This is a genomic window from Methanothermobacter sp. KEPCO 2 (assembly GCF_041228365.1).
Lineage (GTDB): Archaea > Methanobacteriota > Methanobacteria > Methanobacteriales > Methanothermobacteraceae > Methanothermobacter > Methanothermobacter marburgensis.
This window is the reverse complement of record NZ_CP166185.1, coordinates 686657-708029: the sequence shown is the minus strand read 5'-3', so window position 1 is coordinate 708029 and position 21373 is coordinate 686657. Positions and strand designations below refer to the sequence as shown.

Genomic DNA, 21373 nt, shown 5'->3' with positions numbered 1-21373 from the left:
ATGGAGAGATATGTGCAGCTTGGACTCTTCCACCTTCTGGTGGGTGCTGTGATAATCCTAATGGGAGTCTGGGCACTGTACCCTGCAAGTACCCTTGGGTCTGAACCCGGGTGGCATGCAGCCCTTAAGATCATATTCGGAGTCCTCATGCTGGGGGCTGGAGTGAAGCTTTTGAGGTCCTAGATTTCATCCCATCTTTTCAGGTCAGCATGCAGGTCCCTGAAGGCCCTTTCAACGGCCTTTTCAGCTTCCTCCCTTGTTTCGAAGTGATGGAGGTGTGATCTGCATCTGCAGTCGGAGCATCCGAAACCCTTCACAGAGTGGTCTCCCTCAAGTTTTTCTGAAACTGCACATTCAAGTCTCCTCTTATCTGTGGAGTAGAGAACCCCCACAACCTCTGCATCACTCAGGAGGTGGTCTATGTGCCATCTCATCCTCTTTTCAGTCCTCAGATGTCTTTTTATTCTGGCCTCCAGTGAACCAAAACCTGATCCAACATACACGTAGTAGCCTGGAGGAAACCTTATCCTGCCGAGGCTTCCGATTCTGGTTTCAGTTCCGCTGCACCTTATGATAAGGCAGTAGGTACCCTTCATGGTGACTTGGCCTCCTAATATCATTCATAGAACCCCTCCATAAATAGGGCAGTAGGTACCCTTCATGTGACTTCATAATAATTTTAATATTTATTTTATCAATCAACGTCACTCATCATAGAATCCAGTAATAAATCCATCTGTTATTATCATTGCAAGAAATTTTTAGTAAAATTTATATTTTTTCATAATTTAATTATATTCTGGTTTCTGCAGGGCACCCAGGTATTGGGGGTGATACCATGGCAGTGGCAAAATGGTTGCTTTACATAATTGGTATAATACTCGTACTCATGGGCATACTGGGTTACCTTGGGATCCCGTACCCGGCCCTCAAGGACCCGGTATGGCACGCTGCCCTTAAAATCATCGTTGGGCTTGTAGCCCTATGGGGAGGTACCAAGGCAGAGTAGATTTTGCCATTTGAACTTTTTTTGCGGGGCCCTGCAGGGACCTCAAGTTCACGTGGTGGTGGAATGGCTGAGGTCAGGTACACTCTGAGGGCGAAGGGTCACCCCAACGTCACTGCAGAGCACAGGACAACATTTGAGGTCACAGCTGACCCTGAAATAGGTAAAACCGCAGACTGTATAATAGGTGTTTCATCATCGGATTCTGTTTCAACAATTCCTGATGAGATGAGGTCTGCCATAGCAGGGGAATCGTCGCGTGTGAGGGTCGTGCTGCGCACTGAAAATGGTTTTGATGAAATAATTGGTTACGGACACCCCGACCTCACTCTGGATCACCCAACGGATATCGTGTGCCGTAAAAGCAATTACATCTGTGGCAGAACACTCATGATAGGGGCTGATAAGGCTGCATGCGACCTTGACAGAAGGTTAGTGAAGGATCTAATGGAGGGCAAGGACCTCACTGTTGAAATAATAGTTGAATATGATGATTCTGATTAGTTCCGGTTGTTTTTTAACAAATAATAGTTGAATATGATGATTCTGATTAGTTCCGATTGTTTTTTAACAATTGCCAGTTTTCCAATGAATTGGAATTCAGATGGAATTTTAAAGTGCTAATCATGAAATAGGAGTGCAGGGGACGGGATTCGAACCCGCGAAGGGACTCCCCCACTAGGCCCTCAACCTAGCGCCTTTGACCGCTCGACCACCCCTGCATGGGAAAAATCAGTGCTTAACGGGGAGTGGAACAAATTATCTATGTTTTACTATTTAAACTTTGCGGTCTGATGGGGAAAAGAGAGCAAATCATTCTTTAAGGATGCAGTGAAAAGAAATCGTTTATGAGTGCAGCTTCAGAATCAATGGAGGTGATTATTTTTGTCCTGTCTTAGAGAGGTGGGAGATGATCTCCTTGTGGATATTGAAGTCTCCCCTGCTTCAGGTAGATTCGAGGTCAGATCTTACAATGAGTGGAGGAAGAGAATTGAGGTTAAGATAAGGGCACCCCCAGAGAAGGGCAGAGCCAACAGGGAGATAATAAAGGAGTTTTCATCTGCCTTTAACACGAAAACTGATATAGTATCAGGTCATAAAAGCAGACATAAAACATTGAAGATCCATGGAATGGATGCTGAGACATTCAGGGGTCTTCTGGAAGAGAAATTTGGACTTATAGTTCCATGATGATGTTAACTTTATATAAAAAAACCTAAAATTGGATTCATCTTTCCATAGATTGAAGATTTTAACTGTATAGAAAAACTTTATTATATTATCATAAAAAAATAAGAAGTTAAGGTTAGAAATAGAAAACTTTATTAATTACCATAAAAAAAGAATTAAGTGGAGGTTAGAAATGATTTCTACCGTTACAACGACAACAACCACCACCGTAACCACCGCTGATGTAATGACATACAGCATAATAGCAGTGATTGCACTGATCGGTTTCCTTGCTCTCAAGGAGATTTTAAGCTCGGACGAAACAGGAAACGAAACAATAAAGGCCATGGTTTCGGGGTCCAATGTGGCAATCCTGCCGCTACTCATAGTATTCGCAGCGATCGTAATATACAGGGTTCTAACAATAGTCTAGGGGGTTTAAAATGAACAGAAACGCTTTAATACTGGTAATTGTGGCTATTCTTGTCATAGTGGGCGCAGCAGCCCTTATGACCAGGAATCCAACGGTGGCACCCCCTGCAGCAGGCGACACACTTCTTGCAATGAGCAACCACGCTACTGACCACCAGGTACATGCCGTGGCAGTGGCGGAGAACGTATCAAAGGCTGATGGATCACTTACAAACATTTACATTGACTCATGGACCCAGCCTGGCGGAAAGGTCTCAGTGGACCTATCCAAGGAACTTGGCTACAATGGATCCTTACCCGCCGGAACAACATTCACCATGAAGATGTGGCTTGATCCGCACGGAAACAAAACAGGAAACGCAACACTCAATATGACAGTCAATGCAGGCACAGAGGATAAAATATCTGATGAGACAAACGCTTATCTCCTCACAGCTTCACACGTATTCTATTCATTATCCAGTATAACATCAAACCAGGTTAACATAACACAGGATCCCACAAAGGGCGCTGAGTTCCTCAAGGGTATAAGGTCAGTTTATGTTGAGCTTCTCATCACAGTAAACGCGGACGGAACCGTTACAATAACACAGCTGGCACCTCCGGTTCTATGCACACTTGCAGCGGGTGGTTAAAAAACTTTTTTTCTTTTTATTAAATGGAGGTTTTTTCATGAAGGCAGTTATACCAGCAGCTGGTCTTGGGACCCGTTTTCTTCCTGCAACCAAGGCACAGCCCAAGGAGATGTTACCGGTATTTGATAAACCAACAATCCAGTACGTTGTGGAGGAGGCTGTGGCTTCAGGCATAGACGACATCCTCATAATAACAGGTAAGGGTAAAAGGTCAATTGAGGACCACTTTGACCGGTCCTTTGAACTTGAATATTTCCTCAGGAAGAACAACAAAAAGGAGTACCTTGACGAGGTTGAGGCCATCTCGGACCTTGCAGACATATACTTTGTGAGGCAGAAGGAGCAGAAGGGACTGGGGGATGCGATATACTGTGCGAGAAAACACATAGATGGTGAGGACGCCTTCGCTGTTCTCCTTGGTGATACAATAACCTCATCTGATGTCCCATGCACCCGTCAGCTCATGGACATATATGAAAGGTACGGTGCCTCTGCCATTGCCGTTGAGGAGGTCCCAAGGGATAAGGTTGAAAGGTACGGTATCATTGATGGGAGGGAGGTCAGCGCTGGAATCTACAGCATAGAGGATATGGTAGAAAAACCCGCCGTCAGTGAGGCTCCATCGAATCTTGCCATAATGGGAAGATACGTTCTTGAAAGTGAAATATTTGATCACATAGAGAACGTTCCCCCAGGATTTGGGGGTGAGATCCAGCTGACTGATGCCATGAGGGAACTTAAAACAGTCTATGGCTGTGTTTTCAGGGGCAAAACCTATGATATAGGTAACAGGGTTGACTGGCTTAAGACATCCCTTGAATTTGCCATGAGGGATGATGAGATAAGGTCAGAACTGGTTGATTACCTCAGGGACCTCATTTCCAAGTACTAAAAAAAATATAATTTTTTAAGGTCCTTTTTTACTCATAGAAACGGCATTACAAGGAAGAGTATGGAATTTGATATCCCGTGTGATACCGTTATACCTGCAATACTCCTTGTTCTCTGGAATACAATACCATACACCAATGCAACGCTGAACACAAATATAAGGTCGTAACCGGATTTCCAGCCCACATGAAGCGCCGTGAATAGTAGTGATGCATAGAGGAGCCCTGGAACCTTTCCCATAACATCTTCGGCGTTCCTCTGAACAATACCCCTGAAGAGGAGTTCTTCAGCAAGTCCAGTCCCTATGAGCATAACAGTAAAGCCCAGAATAAAATTCTGAACTGAGAGATGGGGGATGAGGGCCTCTGGCCTGAGTATCTGGTATTCAATGTACCCCATTGGAAAACCTGTAAGTGCAACTGCAACCTGCCACCGTAACCTCCTTAAGTTCAATCCTGCATCGTCCCTTGTGAGTTTCTGGGTTCTCATGAGGGCTGCTGATGCTGCAAAAAGCGGAACCGCTATTATTATGTACCAGTAGAGGTGCTTTACAACTGTGAGGGGCATTGAAAGTCCCACGATCCTTATGATGGGAAGCATCATCATGGCGGCAAGGAGAACCTTCATCTTTTTCTTTGAGAGTGATGAGTGGATAAAGAGGGCAAAGAGAAGCACTGTGTGAATCACAAGCCCCAGTTTCATGCTTATAAAGGTTGTTGTGTACTCTGCAATAACGAGGATGGAAAGGTATAGGAGGAGCACCGAGGTGTTGTACCTGAGGAACTCATCACTGAGCTGATCCTCCAGCTCCTTCATCTTTGCATATGCAACAAGTACCTTGACCTTCTCCTGGTTCCTTAGACAGATCTCATTATAACGTTTATATGCATCAATCGCCTCATCATGCTTCCCGAGCCTTTCAAGAACCCTTGCACTGTGTAGAACAGCCTCTGATTCATTTTTGAGATCGCTTACCCTTCTGAAACCTGACGCTGCAAGGTTGTAGAACCACCCTGCCCTCTTCAGTTTACCCTTCCTCTCATAGATTTTACCCATGCAGAATGATACATCAGCCTCGCGCGGGTCGTGTTCCTCCCTGTAGAGTTCAAGGGCGTTCCTGTAACTCTCAAGGGCGAGATCAGTCTTCTGAAGTTTATGGTATTCTCTCCCCATTTTGAAGAGTGTATCAGCGGTTCTTTTCACGTCCCCTGCCTCTGCATACTCCTCGGCCCTTAGATTAAGGTACCTGATCCTGTCAATGTAATCCTCTGGTCTGAGAATCCTTCGCCTCTCCAAGTTACCACCTAATTCTTCATGACCATCCTCTGAAATAGTTCCCCATCAACGTGAAGGTCCAGCTGTCCGGCTGATGGAAGGGAAGCCTTTTCGAACTTCTTAACGTCCTGCAGCATGCTCATCTCGAGTATGGCCTCCATTGACCTCACACCATGCCTGTACTCTGGGATCCTGAGGAATGCATTCAGCACCCCATCATCGATCCTGAGGCGTCCGTCCCCATCAAAGAGGTGTGGGGTCTTCCTCTCAAACATGGACCTTAAGAGTATTGCCCTCCTCAGCATAAAAAATTTGTCTCGCCTGTGCTGTGGATCGGGGCCGATGATATTCACATAGCCCCGGAGCCTGCTTATGAAGTCCCTCACCTTGGCTTCCCTCAGAATTTCAGGGTCCTGTGACTCGAACTCCTGGAATGTGCTGCTTGTACCACCGGCAAATACAAGTATGGATTTACCCAGGGGGTGCATGCTGTCCCCCTCCCGGAACTCCCCGTCCTGCATGGGCGCCAGGAAGTACCTGATCCATCCAAGCCTTTTACCCATCATGGGTGAGTCGAATTCGTCAAAGAATGCCTGGGGAACCATACCCTCAAGAACCACATCCCTTATCTGATGAAAGGCGTCTATGAGGTCATCCTCATCCCTGAACTGGGATATGTTGAAGTTCAGGGGTTTTATTCTCTCAGGATCCACACTTGCAGCCAGCTGGCTCACAGCGAATGACTTACCAGCCCCTGGAGGACCAAAAACCCCGATACAGAGGGGTCTTTCAGGGTTCTCATTTTTCATGTATTCCATCAGGAGATTCCTTATGCTCTGATAACCCTCAATTTCCCTCCGGTCCGCTGTTATGAGTTTACCAAAGTGTGCAACAGGAAGTGGACATTTTCTTCTCCTGTAACCGTTTATCACGATGTACCTTGAAACGGCCTCTATATCAAAGAGTGGTGGTGAGTCGGCGATTGTCCAGAGACCCTTCGAGTGGTGGGGTATGTCAACGGCGCCGATATCCTCACCCCCTGAACTGAATATATCACCTATGGGGTAGTCAGGTTCCTCAGAAAACCCCAGGGAAAGGAGTTCAGCGGCAGCAGCCATCCCTCTTCTCACCGAGTTATCAATTCCGAGTCCTTCGCTCAGTGCCGATGTGAATCCCGCTGTGAATGCGCATCCACATCCCTGCATTTTACCTGGGGCCCTCTCGATGAGGTTGCCCTCGAATATCTGTGGGTGGTAGAATAACCTGGCATCACCCCTATCATAGTATATGGCGCCCTCCAGTCCAACGCGGACGATCATCCTGAGGTCCTGTATGTCCTTAAGTGTCGGGTTGTTTTTCATCTGCCACATGAAGTCCTCTGCTGTCCTCTCCCAGGAGAGTCTCCTGCTTATATTGGCACCGTACTCCCTGAGGTCCTCCATGGTTATTATGAGGATAAGGTTTTCTCGCTTCCTTTCAAGGAGGTGCTCCCAGAGGCTGCCGCTGAATAGGGGGGATGACATTTTGAGTACTGTGGTTGGGTCACCATCAATTATGGATGAGGGCCATTTTTCCTTCATTTCTCTGAAACCATTTCCCGCATCATCGATGACGACAATATCTGCATCATCGTCCCTGAATCTGAATGGCATCGATGGGAGACCATCATCTGGTCCTGTGTAGCCCATGAATCTCTTAACGTGGTAGCCGTCACCTGAGGGCTTTAACTCTGCAAATGAGTGTATGAACTCTGAAGGATCCGTTTTTTCAGGTCTGCACGATAGTGATGGGTGGTTGACATCCATAAGGCTCCTGAGCATCCTTGCGGTGAGGAGGGCACCACCCTCAAGTGCCCTTCTTTTGAAACCCAGGTGGGTTTTCCAGTTGAACATGGAACCCCCAGCGTCCTGCCTGACAGGCCACTGGATCCAGTCAACTGTTACATCCCCTGTTACGGTAATTTTCATCTCAATCACCTTGAGAATTATAAGGACACATCAAATCATTTTTTTGCAGTTCTATGCCAGTTCCATGCTGTTTTGATGATTTCCTCAAGTTCAGTGAAAACGGGCCTCCACCCGAGGATTTCAAGTGCCCTTTCTGAACTTCCAACAAGTTCTGGAGGGTCTCCCGGCCTTCTTTCATCCTCCACAGCCCTTATACTGGCACCTGTAACCTCTCTGCAGGTTTCTATGACTTCCCTCACAGAGAACCCGTTCCCGTTTCCAAGGTTGAATACGCCACTCCTTTCACCTTCAAGGTATTCAAGGGCTCTCCAGTGGGCGTCTGCAAGGTCCATAACGTGTATGTAGTCCCTTATGCATGTCCCGTCTGGTGTGGGATAGTCTGTCCCGAAGATCCTTACAGAGTCCCTCAGACCCATTGCGGCATCCAGTACTATGGGTATGAGGTGGGTTTCAGGGTCGTGGAGCTCCCCGATTTCCCCTTCAGGGTCTGCACCTGCTGCGTTGAAGTAGCGGAGTGATACATAGCTGAGGCCATATGCATCACTGTAGTCCCTGAGTACCTCCTCAACCATGAGTTTGGACCTTCCGTAGGGGCTTATGGGGTTGAGGGGGTGTTCCTCGGTTATAGGGATTTCGGATGGGTTGCCGTAGACGGCGCATGTTGATGAGAATATAAATTTGCTGACACCATTCTCCCGCATGGAATCAAGGAGGTTCAGGGTATTCATCACGTTGTTCCTGTAGTAGTCCCCTGGTTTCTGGACAGATTCCCCCACATCTGTGAACGCCGCAAAGTGCATAACTGCCTCAACATCGTATCTGGTTAAAATCCTTCCAAGAAGTCTCCTGTCGCCCAGGTCACCCTCAATGAATCTGCCCCACTTTACAGATTCTCTGTGCCCCTTTGTGAGGTTATCCAGGATGAGGGTTTCATATCCCCTCTCTGAGAGGAACTTATTGACATGTGAACCAATATAACCTGCTCCACCGACTATGAGTATCATTGTTACACCACACATCAAACATATCTGTTGGGGAAGCAGATAAATATTGATGCCGGGTTCTAATTAGGTTATGACTCTCTTATTGATTTTTTTCTGGTATTCTGCACTGTTTTTATCCATCCAGACTTTTCCTTAAAATTATTTTATTGGAAAATCCAACATATCTTTGAGTTACATATCCTCAGAGGTGATGTATTGAACTACGTGCTATTTGCGCTCCTTGCAGCATTGATGTTTGGTCTGGCTCCAATCTTCAGCAAGATAGGACTTGAGGGCGTTAACCCTGGTATCGCGCTTACAATAAGAAGTTCTGTTATAACAGTGGTCATGCTAGCATGGGTCATGTTCAGCGGGGGCCTGGATGCTCTCTCAGATGTGGGTCCAAGGGGATGGTTCTTCCTGGCACTGGATGGTATATCAGCAGCACTTCTGGGACAGCTATTTTATTACTATGCACTCAAATCAGGGGAGGCATCAATAGTTGTACCCGTGGTTGCGGCATTCCCCATATTCACCCTCATAGTTGCGGCTTTCCTGCTGGGTGAGAGGGTAACGGCGGCGAAGGCCATCGGGTTGTTAATGGTTGTTGGGGGCGTGGTGCTTGTCCGGATGTGAAGTGGAGTAACACATTTTAGATAAATTTTTATCATTTGACGCATAACTATAACTCAAGGGGAGGTCTTTTATGGAGATAACTGAGAAGATGGTTGAAGGGGTTCGGGTTGCCTACAGGGAGTGTTCTGGTAGCTATGACCGTATACCCCAGTACATAGCTGAGGTTGCAGAGTGGGTCATAGGGAATGGACTGCAGATGATGGGACGTGTATACGGGACCTACTATAACAGTCCAGAGGATGTAAGTGAGGATGAACTCGTCTATGAGATTGGGGTCTCCATTGCAGGTGAGGCGGAGCCGTCTGAAAAAATTAAGATAAAGAATTTACCTGCCCACAGGGTCCTTGCAACACTTCATGAGGGGCCATACACTGAGGTGGGTCCTGCAATCCATGCCTTAATCGATTATGCCACTGAAAATGGCTATGAAATTGCAGGTCCGGTAACTGAGATCTACCTCAACAGTCCACTGGAGGTGGATGAATCGGAACTTCTCACAGAGGTTCAGATTCCTGTCAAAAAACCTGATTGATTCATTTCCCCCCTTTTTTTATGATTGATGGGTTCTTTCTTTTTTATAAAATAAATTTTGGCCCTGATTTTAGAATGTTATAAAATAAATTAGATCTGGAGGGGTATCTCCACAGGATTGGAAGTTAAACTGTGTTTTCCCCTTAAGTCAGTGTAGGTTACGCCGAAACCACCTATGAAGTATGGGCTTGTTAGTCTGGCTTCTTCCCCGAATTCAATCTTAATCTCTTCCTCGGTGGGTATGTAGATCTGTGCCTCGAACTCCACCTCTTTTCCCGCGGCTATAACATCAAAGAACCTTTCAAAGTCCTGTGATGCGATCGTAACGTTCTTTGCTGGTCCTGTACCTTCATTTTTTATCCTGCATTTAATGGTGACATTTGTACCTGGCTTTGCAGACTTGGGGCCGATCTGGGTTGCAATGATTTTGGCTGCACCTGGGGTATTATTTTTTTTCTCACTCAAATTTTCATTTTCTTTAAGTCCCATGTTATGCGTGCTCCCTGTTGGGGTGAAGAGGTAAACACCTGCTGAGACACCTGCAATGAGAAGCACAGCAATTAAAGCAACGATTTTCGTATCCATCTTACCGTCTCCAATGTTAATAATTTGTAAAAGGGGCACATATAAGTGTTTTGATCTAGGTAAGGCTGATATGGTTGAACATACATACAGTGTAATGTGATTTAAAATGAAAATTGAAGAACCAATTAAAACAACAGTTGAAGAGCTCCGCAAGCTCCTGGATGTGAAGAACCTTGTGGGTGAGGCAATCGAGACAGAGGATAAGGTTCTAATACCACTCATGAAGATGGGCGTCGGGTTCGGTGCCGGTATGGGTGAGGGAACATCCTCTGAGTCTGAGGGGGGCTCTGGAAGCGGTGCAGGTGCTGCTGCTGGAGCTGAACCAGTGGCCATGATAGTTCTCCTTAAGGGTGTTGAGGGCCCGGAGGGTGTTAGGGTGATTGACCTCAGATCAGGGAGCACAGGGCGGATCATACAGGAACTTGGATCCACCGTTACAGATATAATACGGGAGATTTCAGATAAAAGTGAACCTGAAACTGAGAGCGAAGAATGAGATAGCCCATGAATATCCTCCTCATAATCATCTCATTTTCACTTGCAGCCGTTTTGCTGGCCCTTATATCAAGGTATACTGTTATCATGAGGATTGTCAGGGATGGGGGGAGAACCGACTTCAGAATAGGGGTCACTCTATGGAGGGTTAGAATTTTAACCAGAAGCTTTAATGGGGGAAGTAAGAAGGGGGATGGGGGTGCAGTGAAGCCTGCAGCCATGAAATGGATTTTCAGAAGTACCTGGAGGGCAAGGAGGTACATAATGGACCTTTTAAGGACCACAATATCCTCCATAACCATAAGGAGGCTCGGGATAAGAGTTTCAGTGGGAACCGGTGATGCATCTGACACAGCAATCATTACAGGTTACCTCTGGACCCTTTCAGCACTGACATCCTCCTTAAGGAACATTGAAATAAATGCGGTCCCGGATTTCCTCAGTGGAGATATGAACGGAAAAATCGAACTTGAAATGAGCATCAGGCCACTGAAACCTGTCCTGGTTTTTACCATGTTTCTCCTTAGGAAACCATTCAGGGACCTTGTTATGGGATTCAGGAAATTATAATGAACTTGTGAGATTTATGCGGATTTTTGATTGCTTTGTGGATTTACAGGAATTTCATGTGGTGGTGGTCAATGAAGATTGTTGATTTCACGTATTCGGCTGAGGCCCTGAACGTGGATGGAAGGGTTATTGTGCCTGTATTCAGGTTAACCTTCGCTTTAACCGGAAAAACTATAAATGCCGTATCAGTGGAACCTATAATGTGTATCTTTATTGAGGATGATCTGAGATACCCTGTTCTGTTAATGGATGACCTTTTAAGTCCAGGAGGAGATTGCATTGAAGAGTGAGCGTATATCAGACTTTTTAATGGTCGCCTTTCTGTTTTCATGGATACTCTGGATACCCGTTGCAATGATCTCAAATGGCTTCACATTTCCTGAACCCATTCAGTCCTTTCTCAGAAGCCCCTACAACCCTGCAGCCTTTGGGCCAACCCTTGCTGCAATCATCCTGACCTACAGGTACGGGGGAAGGGATGAGCTTGTCGCATTCCTGATGAAGGGAATTAAACGTGATTTCCCGAGGATCTGGTGGGCCATAATCCTCCTCCTCTTCCCGGTTATAACGGCTCTTTCACTTTACCTGGGTGTCCTCTGGGGTGACCCACAGCCATTCCTCTACTGGACCTCTAACCCCATACTTGTTCCCATGGTGTTCCTCTACATCCTCTTCCTTGGAGGTCCCCTGCAGGAGGAATTCGGGTGGAGGGGGTATGCACTTCCAAGGCTCCAGGAGAGGCACTCCCCCATCTACGCGGCAATAATAATTGGGATCATCTGGGGCCTCTGGCACATACCCCTGTTCTTTATACAGGGCAGTATACAGTCACAGGTACCATTCTGGAGCTTCATGATCCTTATAATATCTGCCTCGGTGATATACACCTGGGTTTACAACTCAACAGGGAGCATACTGGCTGCCATGATAATCCATACAACCGGTAACCTCTCCTACTTCCTCTTCCCTGTTCAGTCGACCATCGCAGGGGGAGTGTTCCTAATGATACTCAATGTATCCGCAGCCCTGGCGGTGCTCCTCTTTGCAGGATCAGAGCTTAAAACAGACTTCAGTTAAAACAAAAAAGGAATTTGGGGGTTTCAGTACGGGTTTGGACCTGTAACCGTTGGGTTGTCCTCTATCTGGGTCCACTCGGTGAATGAACCCTCATATATCCTCACATCGGGGTATCCAAGGTACCACCTGAAGAGCAGGAACTCGTTGGTGGCCTCCCTTCCGGTTCCACAGGTGCAGATGATTTTCTTGTCTGGTGTTGCCCCCACAGACTCCACTATTTCCCTTATTTCATCCTCTGGTTTCAGAAGTGTCTTGTTTTCATCGTCCATGAGGCTGGCCCATGGAAGGTTAACCGCACCCGGGATGTGGCCGGGTTTTATCCAGGGCCCCTGACCCTCATAGACCTCTGCTGGTCTTGCATCAAGTACCAGGACGTCATCATCATCCTTTATACTCTTGAACTCAGGGTACTCTATGTAGAAGTCCTCCTGCTCTCTAACAGCAAAATCTGATTCATCCACCTCAGGGAAGACCTTTGTAACCTCTCCCCCGGCTTTTTTCCACTCTGCAAATCCCCCGTTCAGTACAAGGACCTCTTCGTGTCCGAACCTTGCAAGGCTGTAGGCAACCATGGTCTGCTCGAGTCCGTCACCCCATCCCTTGACTCCGCCGGTGGCGGTGTATACAACGGTTTGTCTGTTTTCAACACCGGCCTGTCTGAATATTGCTTCTGCGGCTTTCCCAGGGATGTACATCGCAGGTGCAATACCGTGGGGCTCCCTGAAGAGGCCCTCGTTGAGGTAAACTGCCCCTGGTATGTGCTCAAGTATGTAGTCGTGGATGTTGGGCTGGCAGTCGATTACTGCAACATCCTTCAGGTTCTCCATGAGCCATGCGGGTGTCACCCACCTTACGCGGCCATCTCCCCCACCATATGGTTCCATATGAATCACTCCTAACATCTGATATGTAGATTATGTTGCATGGTGGATATACACCTTTTCATTGAAATTATGGAAAAATTAATGGAGATGCCGCTAAGGGATGAATAATTTTCAATCCCCATGGCAGTTTTTCAGTCCCCGAACCTTTTCCTGTAGTAGAGTAGACCTTCAGGTTCCCTCCCCATCAACCTCCCTGTTAAACCCTGATTCAGAAACTCGTCCACAACGCCCTCAAGAACCTCGAGCCTTTCCCGGGCATCGTCAAGGAGGCCCTTGGTTATCTCTATCCTGTGCTTGAGGCGGTTGTTCTCATCCTCGAGTTCCTGGATGTTCCTGAGCTTGAGGTCAAGCTTCATGACCTGGAGCCTGTTGACCTCCTCCTGCAGTTCCGACTTCTCGGACCTCAGCTCATCGACACGTCCCCTGCACTCGGCGAGCTTCAGTTCAAGTTCCCTTATCCTTTTATCCTTCTCCTTTATCTCAAACTTCAGTTCTTCAATTTTCTCTTCATGATCCATGAAAGGCCTCCTGTTACAGAAGTGATGATGCTGGCATAACTCCTCCACCTTCGCCACCCTACTAGTTAGAGGAGTGATGATGCAACACTCAGGTATATCAGTGTTGTTGTGAAGTCACTGAGTATGGTTGCAAGGGGACCTGTTGCAACCGCCGGGTCGAAGCCGAGCCTCCGGAATACCAGGGGGGATGCTGTGGATATGAAGACAGCTGCAAGAACACTGAAAAACATTGATATGAAGACGATCAACCCCAGTGAAGGGTTCATCCTTGTAAGACCCGCCATCAAACCAGCGAAGGCAGAGGAAAGAGCCCCTATCCCTGCCGCCACCATAACCTCCCTTCTAATATAGAGGAGAGGCCTCATTGAGGGGTCCACAGCGATCTTACGTATTATAAGGGCCTCTGACTGGGTTCCGACGGCGTCACTCATGTAAACCATTATGGGTATGAATGATGCCAGTGCTATGAACTCTGATAGGAGGTCCTCAAAGCTCCCTATGAGTGCCGCTGTGATGGTACCTCCTATGACCCCCACCACCAGCCAGGGTACCCTTGACCTCACCATGTTCAGTGCCCCTGGCTCCTGGTCGATGACCCTGTGGAATACTCCCCCGAAGTGCAGGATGTCCCGGTCGGCTTCCATCTTCAGTATCCTTATGATCTCATCATGGGTCACCACACCCATAAATCTGCCCTCATGGTCAACCACGGGAATGGCCTTAATTCCATGTGAAAGTGCCAGGTAGGGTATATCAAACGGGTCATCTTCGGGAGTTAAGGATATAATGTCCCTCCGCATGAGGTCACCGAGTTTTCCATCGGTGGAGAGAAGTTCCCTCATGGATGCGACACCCATGAGTTTACCATCCTCAAGGACGTAGACGTAGTCTATGCTGTCATATTCCCCAACTTTTTTCCTTATATTTCTGAGGACATCAGCCGTGGACATGTCTGGGGTGGCTGATGGGATCCTGTCTGTTATTCGAAACTTCATGATACCACTCAGTATCTTTCTGTGTATCCAAGCTCCCTGAACCTGAGGGTGACGGTTAAACCATCTTCTGTTTCAATGTTCATGTCGGCGTCAAGCTGGTCTGAAAGGGCCCTTACAAGGTACCATCCCATGTTACCTGATCCCTCAAGTACCTCTGGGGACTCAACTCCCCTCCCATCATCTGAGACCAAGAGTTCAAAGCATCCATTGAGGCCCCTCAACTCCACCCTTATGTTCTCTGCACCTGAGTGTTCCAGTGAATTGGTGACGAGTTCATTGACTATGAGTCCAACAGGGAGACTTGTCTCGAGGTTGAATTCAAGGTCCTCTATATCTGTCTCGATCATGATAGAGCCCTTCTCCACCTGCCCCTGGCTTATCTTTGAGATAAGGTTCATGAGGTAGTCCTTTATCCTTATGTTTGTGAGGTCTGTTGAGCGGTAGAGGTGCTCATGGACAAGGGCAATGGACCTTATACGGTCACGGCTCTCCCTGAGGACCCTTGAGAGTTCATCTGATTCAAGCTTTCGCTCTGTATGCTGAGGAGGCTTGAGATTATCTGGAGGTTGTTCTTGACACGGTGGTGTATCTCCCGTAGAAGCAGCTCCTTTTCCCTGAGGGACCTGATTATATCGGTCTGGTCCTCCACTATGAGGATGAGTTCATCCCCGACACGTGTAAGCTTGAGGTTTGCATATATGATTTCGCCATCGGCTTTGAGGAGGCGCCGGCTTCCCTCAACCTCTTCATCTGAATCCTCAGGGTGTATGAGTTTCCTGAGGTTTCTTCCCTCAAGATCCTCCTTCTGGTATCCCAGGATGGATTCCGCCCGGTTGTTGCAGTCCCTTATGGTGAGGTCCTCTCCCAGTGAAATTATTGGGCTTGGCGCCAGTTCGAATATCTCCCTGTATCTCTTCTCACTCATCTCAAGGGCTTTTCTGGCCCTTTGAATCTCTGTTATATCCTCACCTGAGATTATGCTCCCGGCGAACTCACCATTTTCCCTCAGGAACCTCACCTGCCATGCCGCGGTCTTTCTCTTACCATTACAGGTCATTATATTTCCTGTCAGGTGGTAACCGTCCTCACCTGAACTGATCTTACTGTTGTAGAGTTCCTCGCGCCACTTACGGTCCTCAGGGGGTACAAAGCCCGTGAACCAGTTTTTGCCCTCAACTTCTCCACGTTCACATTCAAGGATTTCAAGGCCCCTCCTATTTATGAGTTTCACCCGGTTCCTGGCATCCAGCACCATTATGAGGGAGCCGGCCACCTCAAGGTAATTCTCAGTCCTTTTCCTTTCATTCTCAACCTCATTCAGAAGGGTGAGGTTTTCCCTCATGGAGAGGTGCTGTCTTAAGACAAAGAGTACTATGATGACTCCAAGAGATAGAATGAGTTCATTCGAGTGATAAACACCAATTTCAAGGATGCTGTATACTGTTAAAAGGTAGAATAGCACTATAAATATGTGGGGGAGGTATGTGATAATTGAGAGCCTCCTCTCGACATAGACGGGTTTTGACCAGTCCTCCCTGAAGAACTCGTCCACCGCAATCAGGAGTAACAGGTAGCTCAGAGGCCAGAGTAGATCCTGAAGACCTCCAGATAAATCTCCGATCATGTTCTGGTAGACGAATGATATATCCGCAATGATAAGGACGATGACGCTCATGAGGAATATATAGACTGTTTTCGAGCGGAACTTTCCAAGCTTGTTTACAATTAGGTCCATGAGCATAAAAATTATGATAAGGTCACCGATGATGTAGAGTGTTGAGACAGCAAGCTCCAGGAGATTCTCCCCTGCAAGAACTGTTGGCTTCACAAGGAAGACCCAGGCCGCTGATAGGGATGCCACAAGGATTATCATGAGATCCGTGATTGATTTGAGGTCGGAATACCTCCTTACAGGCACACTGAAGATTCCAGCTGCGAATACGGGATAGTATATCAGGTAAAATACGTCGGCAGCTGATGGGAATGGTCTCTGCAGGAGTATGCTTTCAAGTATGAACCAGGTAAGGTCACCCAGGAAGGAGAAGAACTGGCCAGCGGATAAAAGTATCAGGGTAAGGTAGAGGTGGGGATAGACCTTTCTGGCGTAGATACTGGCGTATATAAGTCCCAGAAATGCTGCAAGGTTTGTTATTACAGTTATCAGGGATACAATGTCATTTTTGAAGGCTGAAAACTGTGATATAACCGAAAGAATGATCATTGCTGCGATGAATATCTTGAGGTTTCTGTCCATAGAACACCCCCATATAATAATACATAATAACACAGAACATTTAAGTGTATGTATATTCTGAGGCATCCACTTGCATGTGTCGCTGTTTTATGTGGAGATGGCAGGGTTCAGAGGATCTTTTTTGCATCTGAGGGGGATAATGGTACCTCCAGTGGCCAGGAATCTGAATTCATGGCGGAACTCACAGCTTCCATATGGAGGTTCCTTGATGGTGAGGACGTCCGCTTTGACCTCTCGGTACTTGACTGGGGGGTATGCACAGAGTACCAGCGGAGGGTCCTCCTTGTGGTATCTGACATTCCCAGGGGCTCCACACTCTCTTACGCTGAGGTTGCAGAGTCTGCAGGTGGAAGTCCAAGGAGCGTGGCAGGGGCACTGGCAGGTAACCCCTTTCCACTTATCATCCCATGTCACCGGGTTATAAGAGGCGATGGAAGCCCTGGGGGTTACCAGGGGGGCACCGATCTTAAGAGGCGGCTCCTTGAAATGGAGGGTGTCCGGCTTAATGATAAAGAAATGATTTGAATTGCCCCTAGAAGAGGAATATGATCATTGCAAAGAGGAACATCACCAGGGCTATGGAGAGGGACTGCCGCGCCTTCCTTGGCTTTTCACCGTACCATAGAAGGAATCCTATTAAACCGGCGAGGGGTGAGAATAGGAGTATGACTATGAATTCAAGGGCTGTGAGGCCTTCCATATTTTTGTAGGGGAAAGTACTGTAACCTTCCGCGACATCACCCTCAAGTTTCATACCGCATCTTCTGCAGTATACCGCGTCATCGGCATTTTCGGTACCGCAACGGACGCAGATTCTTCTTTTGAGGTGTCTTCCGCACCCTGAACAGAAGTTACTGTCCTTCGGGTTCTCTGCCCCGCAGTTTACACATACAATTTTCATATTCCCTCTGATGTTATCCAGTTTCTCCTCTCTGATATGGGGCCGGTGTTTTCTTCCGGGCACCTTAATCGCTTGGCACCTCCTATCCTTACTATTAACTTTGGGGTAAAAATTTTTAAAGAACCGCCATCTTCGTAATAGGTAAGTTTAACGCAGTTAATCCGTTCATTCATGTCGGGTTCCATGAGTAACCTGAACCACCAGAAAACTTATATATGATAATTATTTACTTTTTCACCTTTATTATGGGGGTTATGCAGCACACAGGTGGGCGGGGAGGCCCTATCAAAATTAAAGGAGGCTTTGGATGTTTCTGAGACTGGCTGAACTGGATAATGAGAAAAAGCAGGCAATCATGGAGAGGTACCTCAGGCATATAGAGGAGATATGGTTCCGTGATGAGTACATAACCGTCTTCAACACACTCTATGAGGCAGTATTCCTAGAAAAACTCCCCGAACTCATGGACCGTTTCGTAAGGGAGGCAATAGAAGAGAGGTACCATGAGCCGCACCGATCATTCATGTGGTGGATCTATGAAAAGAAGAGGGACTACCTGAGGGACTCGATCTCGGTTGATAAGGAGTACTTCATAGTCATCTCGAAGGCGTTCCAGGAACCGGGCTGGCTGGACGTGGACATGGTATTTGAATTCGTGGACCCCCTTGAAGCCGAATATGAGTTCACGGTGAATGTGATGGGGGCGGTGGTTGATAAACTCACAGAATTCGCAGATAACACATTTGAGGACTTTATGGAAAAAATAGAGCCTGACATATACGTCCTCCACATGGAAGACGATATCCTCCAGGAGATCTACCTCAACAGGGATATGATAAACATTGAACTGGACGATGAACTGAAATTCATATGTGTATGAGCCAGATAGGACGGCCCAGTCAGCAATGGCTTTGAAATATGATGAACTGAAATTTACATGTGAGAGAACTTCAGAAAATACTTTTTTTGAGGCATTCCTCTTTGCCCGGCACATAACTGCAGTGGTACAATCATAACCGCTCCTCATAATGTACGGCGGCAGATTCACTGATGGCCAAAGCTTAAGTTACCCAACCTATTATATTATGAGAGAGACAGATTCTTAGGTGAGGAGTGGTTGAATGGATTACTACCATGATGAGAAGATGCAGGAACTCTTTGAGCTGCTCAAACAGCCAAAGACACTGGATGAGATAGACCTCTCAGTTAACTTCATAAAAAACCTCCTTCTGAAGATCATAGCAACCTACGGTAGCATACAGGTTAACAGGATACATGAGATAACCGGTCTCCATGTGGACATACTTGAGGAGTGCCTCAAGGAGATGGAGAAGGATGAGCTCTGCGCCCCCACAGGCGGGGGCTTCCTCTTCCCCAGTGTAACCTACACCATCAAGAAACAGGGGAGGAAACAGGCAGATAAACTCCTAAGGGAGAACCCGTACATGGGGATGGCACCTGTAAGCTATGACAGCTACTTTGAAATCATGGGCAGGCAGCTTGAGGGAAGATTTCCGATAAGGATCCCCCATGAGGTCATAGATAAGGCCTTCAGTGACGTGGTGGGGAATGAAAGCGCAAAGAAGACACTCATAGAGGCCGCAATAGGTGGTAAGGGATTATTCATCTACGGGCCGCCGGGTACAGGTAAAACCTTCATAACAAGCAAGATGTCAGACCTTCTACCCCCGCTGGTCATACCAAGGTATGTGGAGTTCAGTGAACAGGTCATACAGTTCTATGACCCTGACTTCCACCGTGCATGCCCTGAACAGCCAGAGGACCCAAGGTGGGTTAAGATATACGCCCCCTTTGTCTTCACAGGGTCCGAACTTACAAGTGAGAAACTTGAAACCAGATTTGACCCCAACAAGGGTGTCTATGAGACATCCCCCATAATAAAGGCCAATGGTGGGGTACTCCTCATCGACGACCTTGGAAGGCAGAAGGAGGACCACAACGCCCTCCTGAACCGCCTCATCGTCCCACTGGAGAACAAGAAGGACATGATCTACGTTAAGGGGTCCCCAATAGTCGTCCACACTCACTTCATACCGGCATTTTCAACCAACCTTGACATAACAATAATGGACGAGGCCCACCTCAGGAGGGCACCGCTGCATGTACACCTTGAAAAACCCAGTGTGGATGAGATAGTGGAGGTCTTCAGGCGCAATCTTGAATCAATGGGGGAGGAATACGACCCCGAGGTCCTTGAAAGGTTTGCAAGGGTATACAGGCCGATGACCGAGGGAGGCGAGGGCCTCCAGCCAACATTTGCCCATGCAAGGGATATAGCCCAGATAGCCCAGGCCGTGAGGATAAGGAAGGGTGAGGACAGATTGACCCTTGAAACCATGGAGGAGGCCCTCCAGCAGCATGTCCTTATAGCACTCCAGAGGAGATTCACCCCCATGCTCTTTGAGAGGATAATAAGAAAGAAGGCATGAGTAACTCAGTGGCCCTTTGGGAAAAACTTTTATTGCATACCCCTTAATATATGAGAGGCAGAAATTTTAAGGAGAATCAGTATGACGTGCACCGTTTTAGTTGGAGGAGGATGGGGTGACGAAGGTAAAGGTAAATGCATAACCTATCTATGTTACAATGACAGGCCATCAATAATAGCAAGGGCAGGGGTGGGACCCAACGCGGGCCATTCAGTTGAATTCAGAGGTGATAAGTACGGACTCCGCCTCACACCCTCAGGTTTCTTCCATGAGGATGCAAGGCTCCTCATAGGTGCCGGTGTCCTGGTTGACCCTGAGGTCTTCCTCCATGAAATGGAGTACCTCTCAAAGTACAGTGTGGCAGAGAGGACAGGTGTCGACTACAGGTGCGCCATAATAGAGAAGAAGCACAAGGAGCAGGACCAGTCATCCAGTTACCTCTCCAAGAAGATAGGGAGCACGGGTACAGGGTGCGGACCCGCCAATGCAGACCGCGTCATGAGGACAGCGAAACTTGCACGTGAGGTGAGTGAACTGGAAGATTTCCTTACAGACGTCCCCCTTGAGGTTAACGAGGCCCTGGATGAGGGAGAGGACGTCTTTGTGGAGGGATCCCAGGGATTCGGTCTTTCACTCTACTACGGCACATACCCCTATGTTACAAGCAAGGACACCACCGCAAGCACAGCCGCGGCCGACGTGGGTATTGGACCCACAAGGGTTGATGAGGTCATAGCGGTCTTCAAATCGTACATCACAAGGGTTGGTGAGGGCCCCTTCCCAACTGAGATCAGCCAGGAGGAGGCGGAGGAGCTCGGCCTTGAGGAGTATGGGACAGTCACAGGCAGAAGAAGGAGGATTGGCCTGTTTGACATGGAGATGGCCAGGGAATCCTGCATGATCAATGGGGCCACACAGATCGCTGTTACCTGTGTCGACAGACTCTACCCTCAATGTGAACGTGTCAGGGAGTACTCTGACCTCTCAGCCGAAGTGAAACGTTTCATAGAGGAGATAGAATCCGAAACTGGGGTGCCAGTCACCATAATATCCACGGGTCCATCCCTTGAGGATACCATTGACCTCAGGGATGAGCTGCTCTAATTATTTTCTGGTTA

28 protein-coding genes, 1 tRNA gene and 2 pseudogenes are annotated in these 21373 nt (G+C 47.6%); 17 read left to right on the top strand and 14 right to left on the bottom strand.

What is annotated here, in order from left to right; genetic code table 11:
• Positions 1 to 183 (top strand): hypothetical protein, encoded by a 183-nt coding sequence (locus AB9H23_RS03765; protein ID WP_321212048.1) that lies wholly within the window; start codon positions 1 to 3, stop codon positions 181 to 183.
• Here AB9H23_RS03765 and AB9H23_RS03760 read toward each other — a convergent pair.
• A complete protein-coding gene (locus AB9H23_RS03760) occupies positions 180 to 620 on the bottom strand; it encodes a GIY-YIG nuclease family protein (RefSeq protein ID WP_321212047.1) in 441 nt (146 codons plus the stop codon). The genes AB9H23_RS03765 and AB9H23_RS03760 overlap by 4 nt on opposite strands.
• A 218-nt stretch (positions 621 to 838) precedes the next feature.
• Between AB9H23_RS03760 and AB9H23_RS03755 the strand changes: the two genes are divergently transcribed.
• Entirely contained in the window at positions 839 to 1009 is a 171-nt protein-coding gene (locus AB9H23_RS03755; protein ID WP_187239630.1) for a hypothetical protein, read from the top strand.
• Between the two features lie 63 nt (positions 1010 to 1072).
• Positions 1073 to 1510 carry a DUF371 domain-containing protein gene (locus AB9H23_RS03750; protein WP_370005662.1) on the top strand — a complete coding sequence of 146 codons (438 nt, stop codon included), beginning with the start codon at positions 1073 to 1075 and terminating at the stop codon, positions 1508 to 1510.
• 134 nt (positions 1511 to 1644) lie between these two features.
• Here AB9H23_RS03750 and AB9H23_RS03745 read toward each other — a convergent pair.
• Positions 1645 to 1728 (bottom strand) — tRNA-Leu (locus AB9H23_RS03745).
• 163 nt (positions 1729 to 1891) lie between these two features.
• On the opposite strand from AB9H23_RS03745, the gene AB9H23_RS03740 reads away from it, so the two are divergent.
• From AB9H23_RS03740 to galU, 4 genes are all read left to right on the top strand, one after another.
• Positions 1892 to 2197, top strand: coding sequence for a DUF167 domain-containing protein (locus AB9H23_RS03740; RefSeq protein ID WP_321212045.1), 306 nt, complete (start codon positions 1892 to 1894; stop codon positions 2195 to 2197).
• Positions 2198 to 2369: 172 nt separating this feature from the next.
• On the top strand, positions 2370 to 2609 hold the full coding sequence (locus tag AB9H23_RS03735) for a hypothetical protein (RefSeq protein WP_013295836.1): 240 nt from the start codon (positions 2370 to 2372) through the stop codon (positions 2607 to 2609).
• Positions 2610 to 2619: 10 nt separating this feature from the next.
• The gene (locus AB9H23_RS03730; RefSeq protein ID WP_321212044.1) at positions 2620 to 3243 is read left to right on the top strand and encodes a hypothetical protein; all 624 of its coding nucleotides are present in this window, start codon (positions 2620 to 2622) and stop codon (positions 3241 to 3243) included.
• 37 nt (positions 3244 to 3280) lie between these two features.
• Positions 3281 to 4135: a UTP--glucose-1-phosphate uridylyltransferase GalU gene (gene galU, locus AB9H23_RS03725; RefSeq protein ID WP_321212043.1), complete on the top strand. Its 855-nt coding sequence runs from the start codon at positions 3281 to 3283 to the stop codon at positions 4133 to 4135.
• A 32-nt stretch (positions 4136 to 4167) separates the two neighbouring features.
• On the opposite strand, the gene AB9H23_RS03720 is transcribed toward galU, so the two are convergent.
• The 3 genes from AB9H23_RS03720 to galE are packed head-to-tail and all read right to left on the bottom strand — an operon-like array spanning position 4168 to position 8380.
• The gene (locus AB9H23_RS03720; protein ID WP_321212042.1) at positions 4168 to 5430 is read right to left on the bottom strand and encodes a type II CAAX prenyl endopeptidase Rce1 family protein; all 1263 of its coding nucleotides are present in this window, start codon (positions 5428 to 5430) and stop codon (positions 4168 to 4170) included.
• Between the two features lie 8 nt (positions 5431 to 5438).
• On the bottom strand, positions 5439 to 7376 hold the full coding sequence (locus AB9H23_RS03715; protein ID WP_321212041.1) for a hypothetical protein: 1938 nt from the start codon (positions 7374 to 7376) through the stop codon (positions 5439 to 5441).
• Positions 7377 to 7411: 35 nt separating this feature from the next.
• A complete protein-coding gene (galE, locus tag AB9H23_RS03710) occupies positions 7412 to 8380 on the bottom strand; it encodes a UDP-glucose 4-epimerase GalE (protein WP_321212040.1) in 969 nt (322 codons plus the stop codon).
• A gap of 204 nt (positions 8381 to 8584) precedes the next feature.
• Here galE and AB9H23_RS03705 point away from each other — a divergent pair, with 204 nt between their 5' ends.
• Positions 8585 to 8995, top strand: coding sequence for an EamA family transporter (locus tag AB9H23_RS03705; RefSeq protein WP_370005934.1), 411 nt, complete (start codon positions 8585 to 8587; stop codon positions 8993 to 8995).
• 70 nt (positions 8996 to 9065) lie between these two features.
• Positions 9066 to 9527 (top strand): GyrI-like domain-containing protein, encoded by a 462-nt coding sequence (locus AB9H23_RS03700; RefSeq protein ID WP_321212039.1) that lies wholly within the window; start codon positions 9066 to 9068, stop codon positions 9525 to 9527.
• Positions 9528 to 9616: 89 nt separating this feature from the next.
• Here the strand turns inward: AB9H23_RS03700 and AB9H23_RS03695 are convergent, their stop codons facing one another.
• A complete protein-coding gene (locus tag AB9H23_RS03695; protein ID WP_321212038.1) occupies positions 9617 to 10111 on the bottom strand; it encodes a hypothetical protein in 495 nt (164 codons plus the stop codon).
• A gap of 106 nt (positions 10112 to 10217) precedes the next feature.
• Here AB9H23_RS03695 and AB9H23_RS03690 point away from each other — a divergent pair, with 106 nt between their 5' ends.
• The 4 genes from AB9H23_RS03690 (at position 10218) to AB9H23_RS03675 (ending at position 12253) form a co-directional block, all read left to right on the top strand.
• Positions 10218 to 10607, top strand: coding sequence for a spore germination protein GerW family protein (locus AB9H23_RS03690; RefSeq protein WP_321212037.1), 390 nt, complete (start codon positions 10218 to 10220; stop codon positions 10605 to 10607).
• Positions 10608 to 10615: 8 nt separating this feature from the next.
• Complete coding sequence (locus AB9H23_RS03685) at positions 10616 to 11176, top strand: DUF2953 domain-containing protein (protein WP_321212036.1); 561 nt, start codon at positions 10616 to 10618, stop codon at positions 11174 to 11176.
• Positions 11177 to 11247: 71 nt separating this feature from the next.
• Entirely contained in the window at positions 11248 to 11466 is a 219-nt protein-coding gene (locus AB9H23_RS03680; protein WP_321212035.1) for a hypothetical protein, read from the top strand.
• Complete coding sequence (locus AB9H23_RS03675; RefSeq protein ID WP_370005657.1) at positions 11456 to 12253, top strand: type II CAAX prenyl endopeptidase Rce1 family protein; 798 nt, start codon at positions 11456 to 11458, stop codon at positions 12251 to 12253. Before AB9H23_RS03680 ends, AB9H23_RS03675 begins: the two co-directional genes overlap by 11 nt.
• A 23-nt stretch (positions 12254 to 12276) precedes the next feature.
• Here AB9H23_RS03675 and AB9H23_RS03670 read toward each other — a convergent pair whose 3' ends face one another.
• From AB9H23_RS03670 to AB9H23_RS03645, 6 genes and pseudogenes are all read right to left on the bottom strand, one after another.
• On the bottom strand, positions 12277 to 13137 hold the full coding sequence (locus AB9H23_RS03670; protein ID WP_370005655.1) for a sulfurtransferase: 861 nt from the start codon (positions 13135 to 13137) through the stop codon (positions 12277 to 12279).
• Between the two features lie 131 nt (positions 13138 to 13268).
• On the bottom strand, positions 13269 to 13655 hold the full coding sequence (locus AB9H23_RS03665; protein WP_370005653.1) for a hypothetical protein: 387 nt from the start codon (positions 13653 to 13655) through the stop codon (positions 13269 to 13271).
• A 65-nt stretch (positions 13656 to 13720) separates the two neighbouring features.
• Entirely contained in the window at positions 13721 to 14650 is a 930-nt protein-coding gene (locus AB9H23_RS03660; protein WP_370005651.1) for a magnesium transporter, read from the bottom strand.
• A gap of 8 nt (positions 14651 to 14658) precedes the next feature.
• Positions 14659 to 14997 (bottom strand): ATP-binding protein, encoded by a 339-nt coding sequence (locus tag AB9H23_RS03655; RefSeq protein ID WP_370005649.1) that lies wholly within the window; start codon positions 14995 to 14997, stop codon positions 14659 to 14661.
• A gap of 84 nt (positions 14998 to 15081) precedes the next feature.
• Positions 15082 to 15182: pseudogene (locus tag AB9H23_RS03650) on the bottom strand (histidine kinase dimerization/phosphoacceptor domain -containing protein); the annotation flags it as partial.
• 162 nt (positions 15183 to 15344) lie between these two features.
• Positions 15345 to 15905 (bottom strand): annotated as a pseudogene (locus AB9H23_RS03645) (PAS domain-containing protein); the annotation flags it as partial.
• Positions 15906 to 16952: 1047 nt separating this feature from the next.
• Between AB9H23_RS03645 and AB9H23_RS03640 the strand changes: the two are divergent.
• Complete coding sequence (locus AB9H23_RS03640) at positions 16953 to 17429, top strand: MGMT family protein (RefSeq protein ID WP_321212029.1); 477 nt, start codon at positions 16953 to 16955, stop codon at positions 17427 to 17429.
• Between the two features lie 7 nt (positions 17430 to 17436).
• On the opposite strand, the gene AB9H23_RS03635 is transcribed toward AB9H23_RS03640, so the two are convergent.
• Together AB9H23_RS03635 and AB9H23_RS03630 are read right to left on the bottom strand one after the other, a co-directional pair.
• Positions 17437 to 17805, bottom strand: a complete 369-nt coding sequence (locus AB9H23_RS03635; protein ID WP_370005646.1) for a zinc ribbon domain-containing protein — start codon at positions 17803 to 17805, stop codon at positions 17437 to 17439.
• Positions 17802 to 17990: a hypothetical protein gene (locus AB9H23_RS03630; protein ID WP_321212027.1), complete on the bottom strand. Its 189-nt coding sequence runs from the start codon at positions 17988 to 17990 to the stop codon at positions 17802 to 17804. The genes AB9H23_RS03635 and AB9H23_RS03630 overlap by 4 nt, the downstream gene beginning before the upstream one ends.
• Positions 17991 to 18112: 122 nt before the next feature.
• On the opposite strand from AB9H23_RS03630, the gene AB9H23_RS03625 reads away from it, so the two are divergent.
• The 3 genes from AB9H23_RS03625 (at position 18113) to AB9H23_RS03615 (ending at position 21359) form a co-directional block, all read left to right on the top strand.
• Entirely contained in the window at positions 18113 to 18685 is a 573-nt protein-coding gene (locus tag AB9H23_RS03625; protein WP_370005644.1) for a hypothetical protein, read from the top strand.
• A 241-nt stretch (positions 18686 to 18926) separates the two neighbouring features.
• Positions 18927 to 20255, top strand: a complete 1329-nt coding sequence (locus AB9H23_RS03620) for an ATP-binding protein (RefSeq protein WP_370005642.1) — start codon at positions 18927 to 18929, stop codon at positions 20253 to 20255.
• Positions 20256 to 20336: 81 nt separating this feature from the next.
• Positions 20337 to 21359, top strand: a complete 1023-nt coding sequence (locus tag AB9H23_RS03615) for an adenylosuccinate synthetase (protein ID WP_321212024.1) — start codon at positions 20337 to 20339, stop codon at positions 21357 to 21359.
• Positions 21360 to 21373 lie beyond the last annotated feature (14 nt).

Bases quoted from the DNA above. Each gene is read 5' to 3' on its own strand.
- AB9H23_RS03765 (WP_321212048.1), top strand. From the start codon at position 1: ATGGAGAGATATGTGCAGCTTGGACTCTTCCACCTTCTGGTGGGTGCT.
- AB9H23_RS03760 (WP_321212047.1), bottom strand. From the start codon at position 620: ATGATATTAGGAGGCCAAGTCACCATGAAGGGTACCTACTGCCTTATC.
- AB9H23_RS03755 (WP_187239630.1), top strand. From the start codon at position 839: ATGGCAGTGGCAAAATGGTTGCTTTACATAATTGGTATAATACTCGTA.
- AB9H23_RS03750 (WP_370005662.1), top strand. From the start codon at position 1,073: ATGGCTGAGGTCAGGTACACTCTGAGGGCGAAGGGTCACCCCAACGTC.
- AB9H23_RS03735 (WP_013295836.1), top strand. From the start codon at position 2,370: ATGATTTCTACCGTTACAACGACAACAACCACCACCGTAACCACCGCT.
- AB9H23_RS03730 (WP_321212044.1), top strand. From the start codon at position 2,620: ATGAACAGAAACGCTTTAATACTGGTAATTGTGGCTATTCTTGTCATA.
- galU (WP_321212043.1), top strand. From the start codon at position 3,281: ATGAAGGCAGTTATACCAGCAGCTGGTCTTGGGACCCGTTTTCTTCCT.
- AB9H23_RS03715 (WP_321212041.1), bottom strand. From the start codon at position 7,376: ATGAAAATTACCGTAACAGGGGATGTAACAGTTGACTGGATCCAGTGG.
- galE (WP_321212040.1), bottom strand. From the start codon at position 8,380: ATGATACTCATAGTCGGTGGAGCAGGTTATATTGGTTCACATGTCAAT.
- AB9H23_RS03700 (WP_321212039.1), top strand. From the start codon at position 9,066: ATGGAGATAACTGAGAAGATGGTTGAAGGGGTTCGGGTTGCCTACAGG.
- AB9H23_RS03695 (WP_321212038.1), bottom strand. From the start codon at position 10,111: ATGGATACGAAAATCGTTGCTTTAATTGCTGTGCTTCTCATTGCAGGT.
- AB9H23_RS03690 (WP_321212037.1), top strand. From the start codon at position 10,218: ATGAAAATTGAAGAACCAATTAAAACAACAGTTGAAGAGCTCCGCAAG.
- AB9H23_RS03685 (WP_321212036.1), top strand. From the start codon at position 10,616: ATGAATATCCTCCTCATAATCATCTCATTTTCACTTGCAGCCGTTTTG.
- AB9H23_RS03680 (WP_321212035.1), top strand. From the start codon at position 11,248: ATGAAGATTGTTGATTTCACGTATTCGGCTGAGGCCCTGAACGTGGAT.
- AB9H23_RS03670 (WP_370005655.1), bottom strand. From the start codon at position 13,137: ATGGAACCATATGGTGGGGGAGATGGCCGCGTAAGGTGGGTGACACCC.
- AB9H23_RS03665 (WP_370005653.1), bottom strand. From the start codon at position 13,655: ATGGATCATGAAGAGAAAATTGAAGAACTGAAGTTTGAGATAAAGGAG.
- AB9H23_RS03660 (WP_370005651.1), bottom strand. From the start codon at position 14,650: ATGAAGTTTCGAATAACAGACAGGATCCCATCAGCCACCCCAGACATG.
- AB9H23_RS03655 (WP_370005649.1), bottom strand. From the start codon at position 14,997: ATGATCGAGACAGATATAGAGGACCTTGAATTCAACCTCGAGACAAGT.
- AB9H23_RS03640 (WP_321212029.1), top strand. From the start codon at position 16,953: ATGTATATTCTGAGGCATCCACTTGCATGTGTCGCTGTTTTATGTGGA.
- AB9H23_RS03635 (WP_370005646.1), bottom strand. From the start codon at position 17,805: ATGAAAATTGTATGTGTAAACTGCGGGGCAGAGAACCCGAAGGACAGT.
- AB9H23_RS03630 (WP_321212027.1), bottom strand. From the start codon at position 17,990: ATGGAACCCGACATGAATGAACGGATTAACTGCGTTAAACTTACCTAT.
- AB9H23_RS03625 (WP_370005644.1), top strand. From the start codon at position 18,113: ATGTTTCTGAGACTGGCTGAACTGGATAATGAGAAAAAGCAGGCAATC.
- AB9H23_RS03620 (WP_370005642.1), top strand. From the start codon at position 18,927: ATGGATTACTACCATGATGAGAAGATGCAGGAACTCTTTGAGCTGCTC.
- AB9H23_RS03615 (WP_321212024.1), top strand. From the start codon at position 20,337: ATGACGTGCACCGTTTTAGTTGGAGGAGGATGGGGTGACGAAGGTAAA.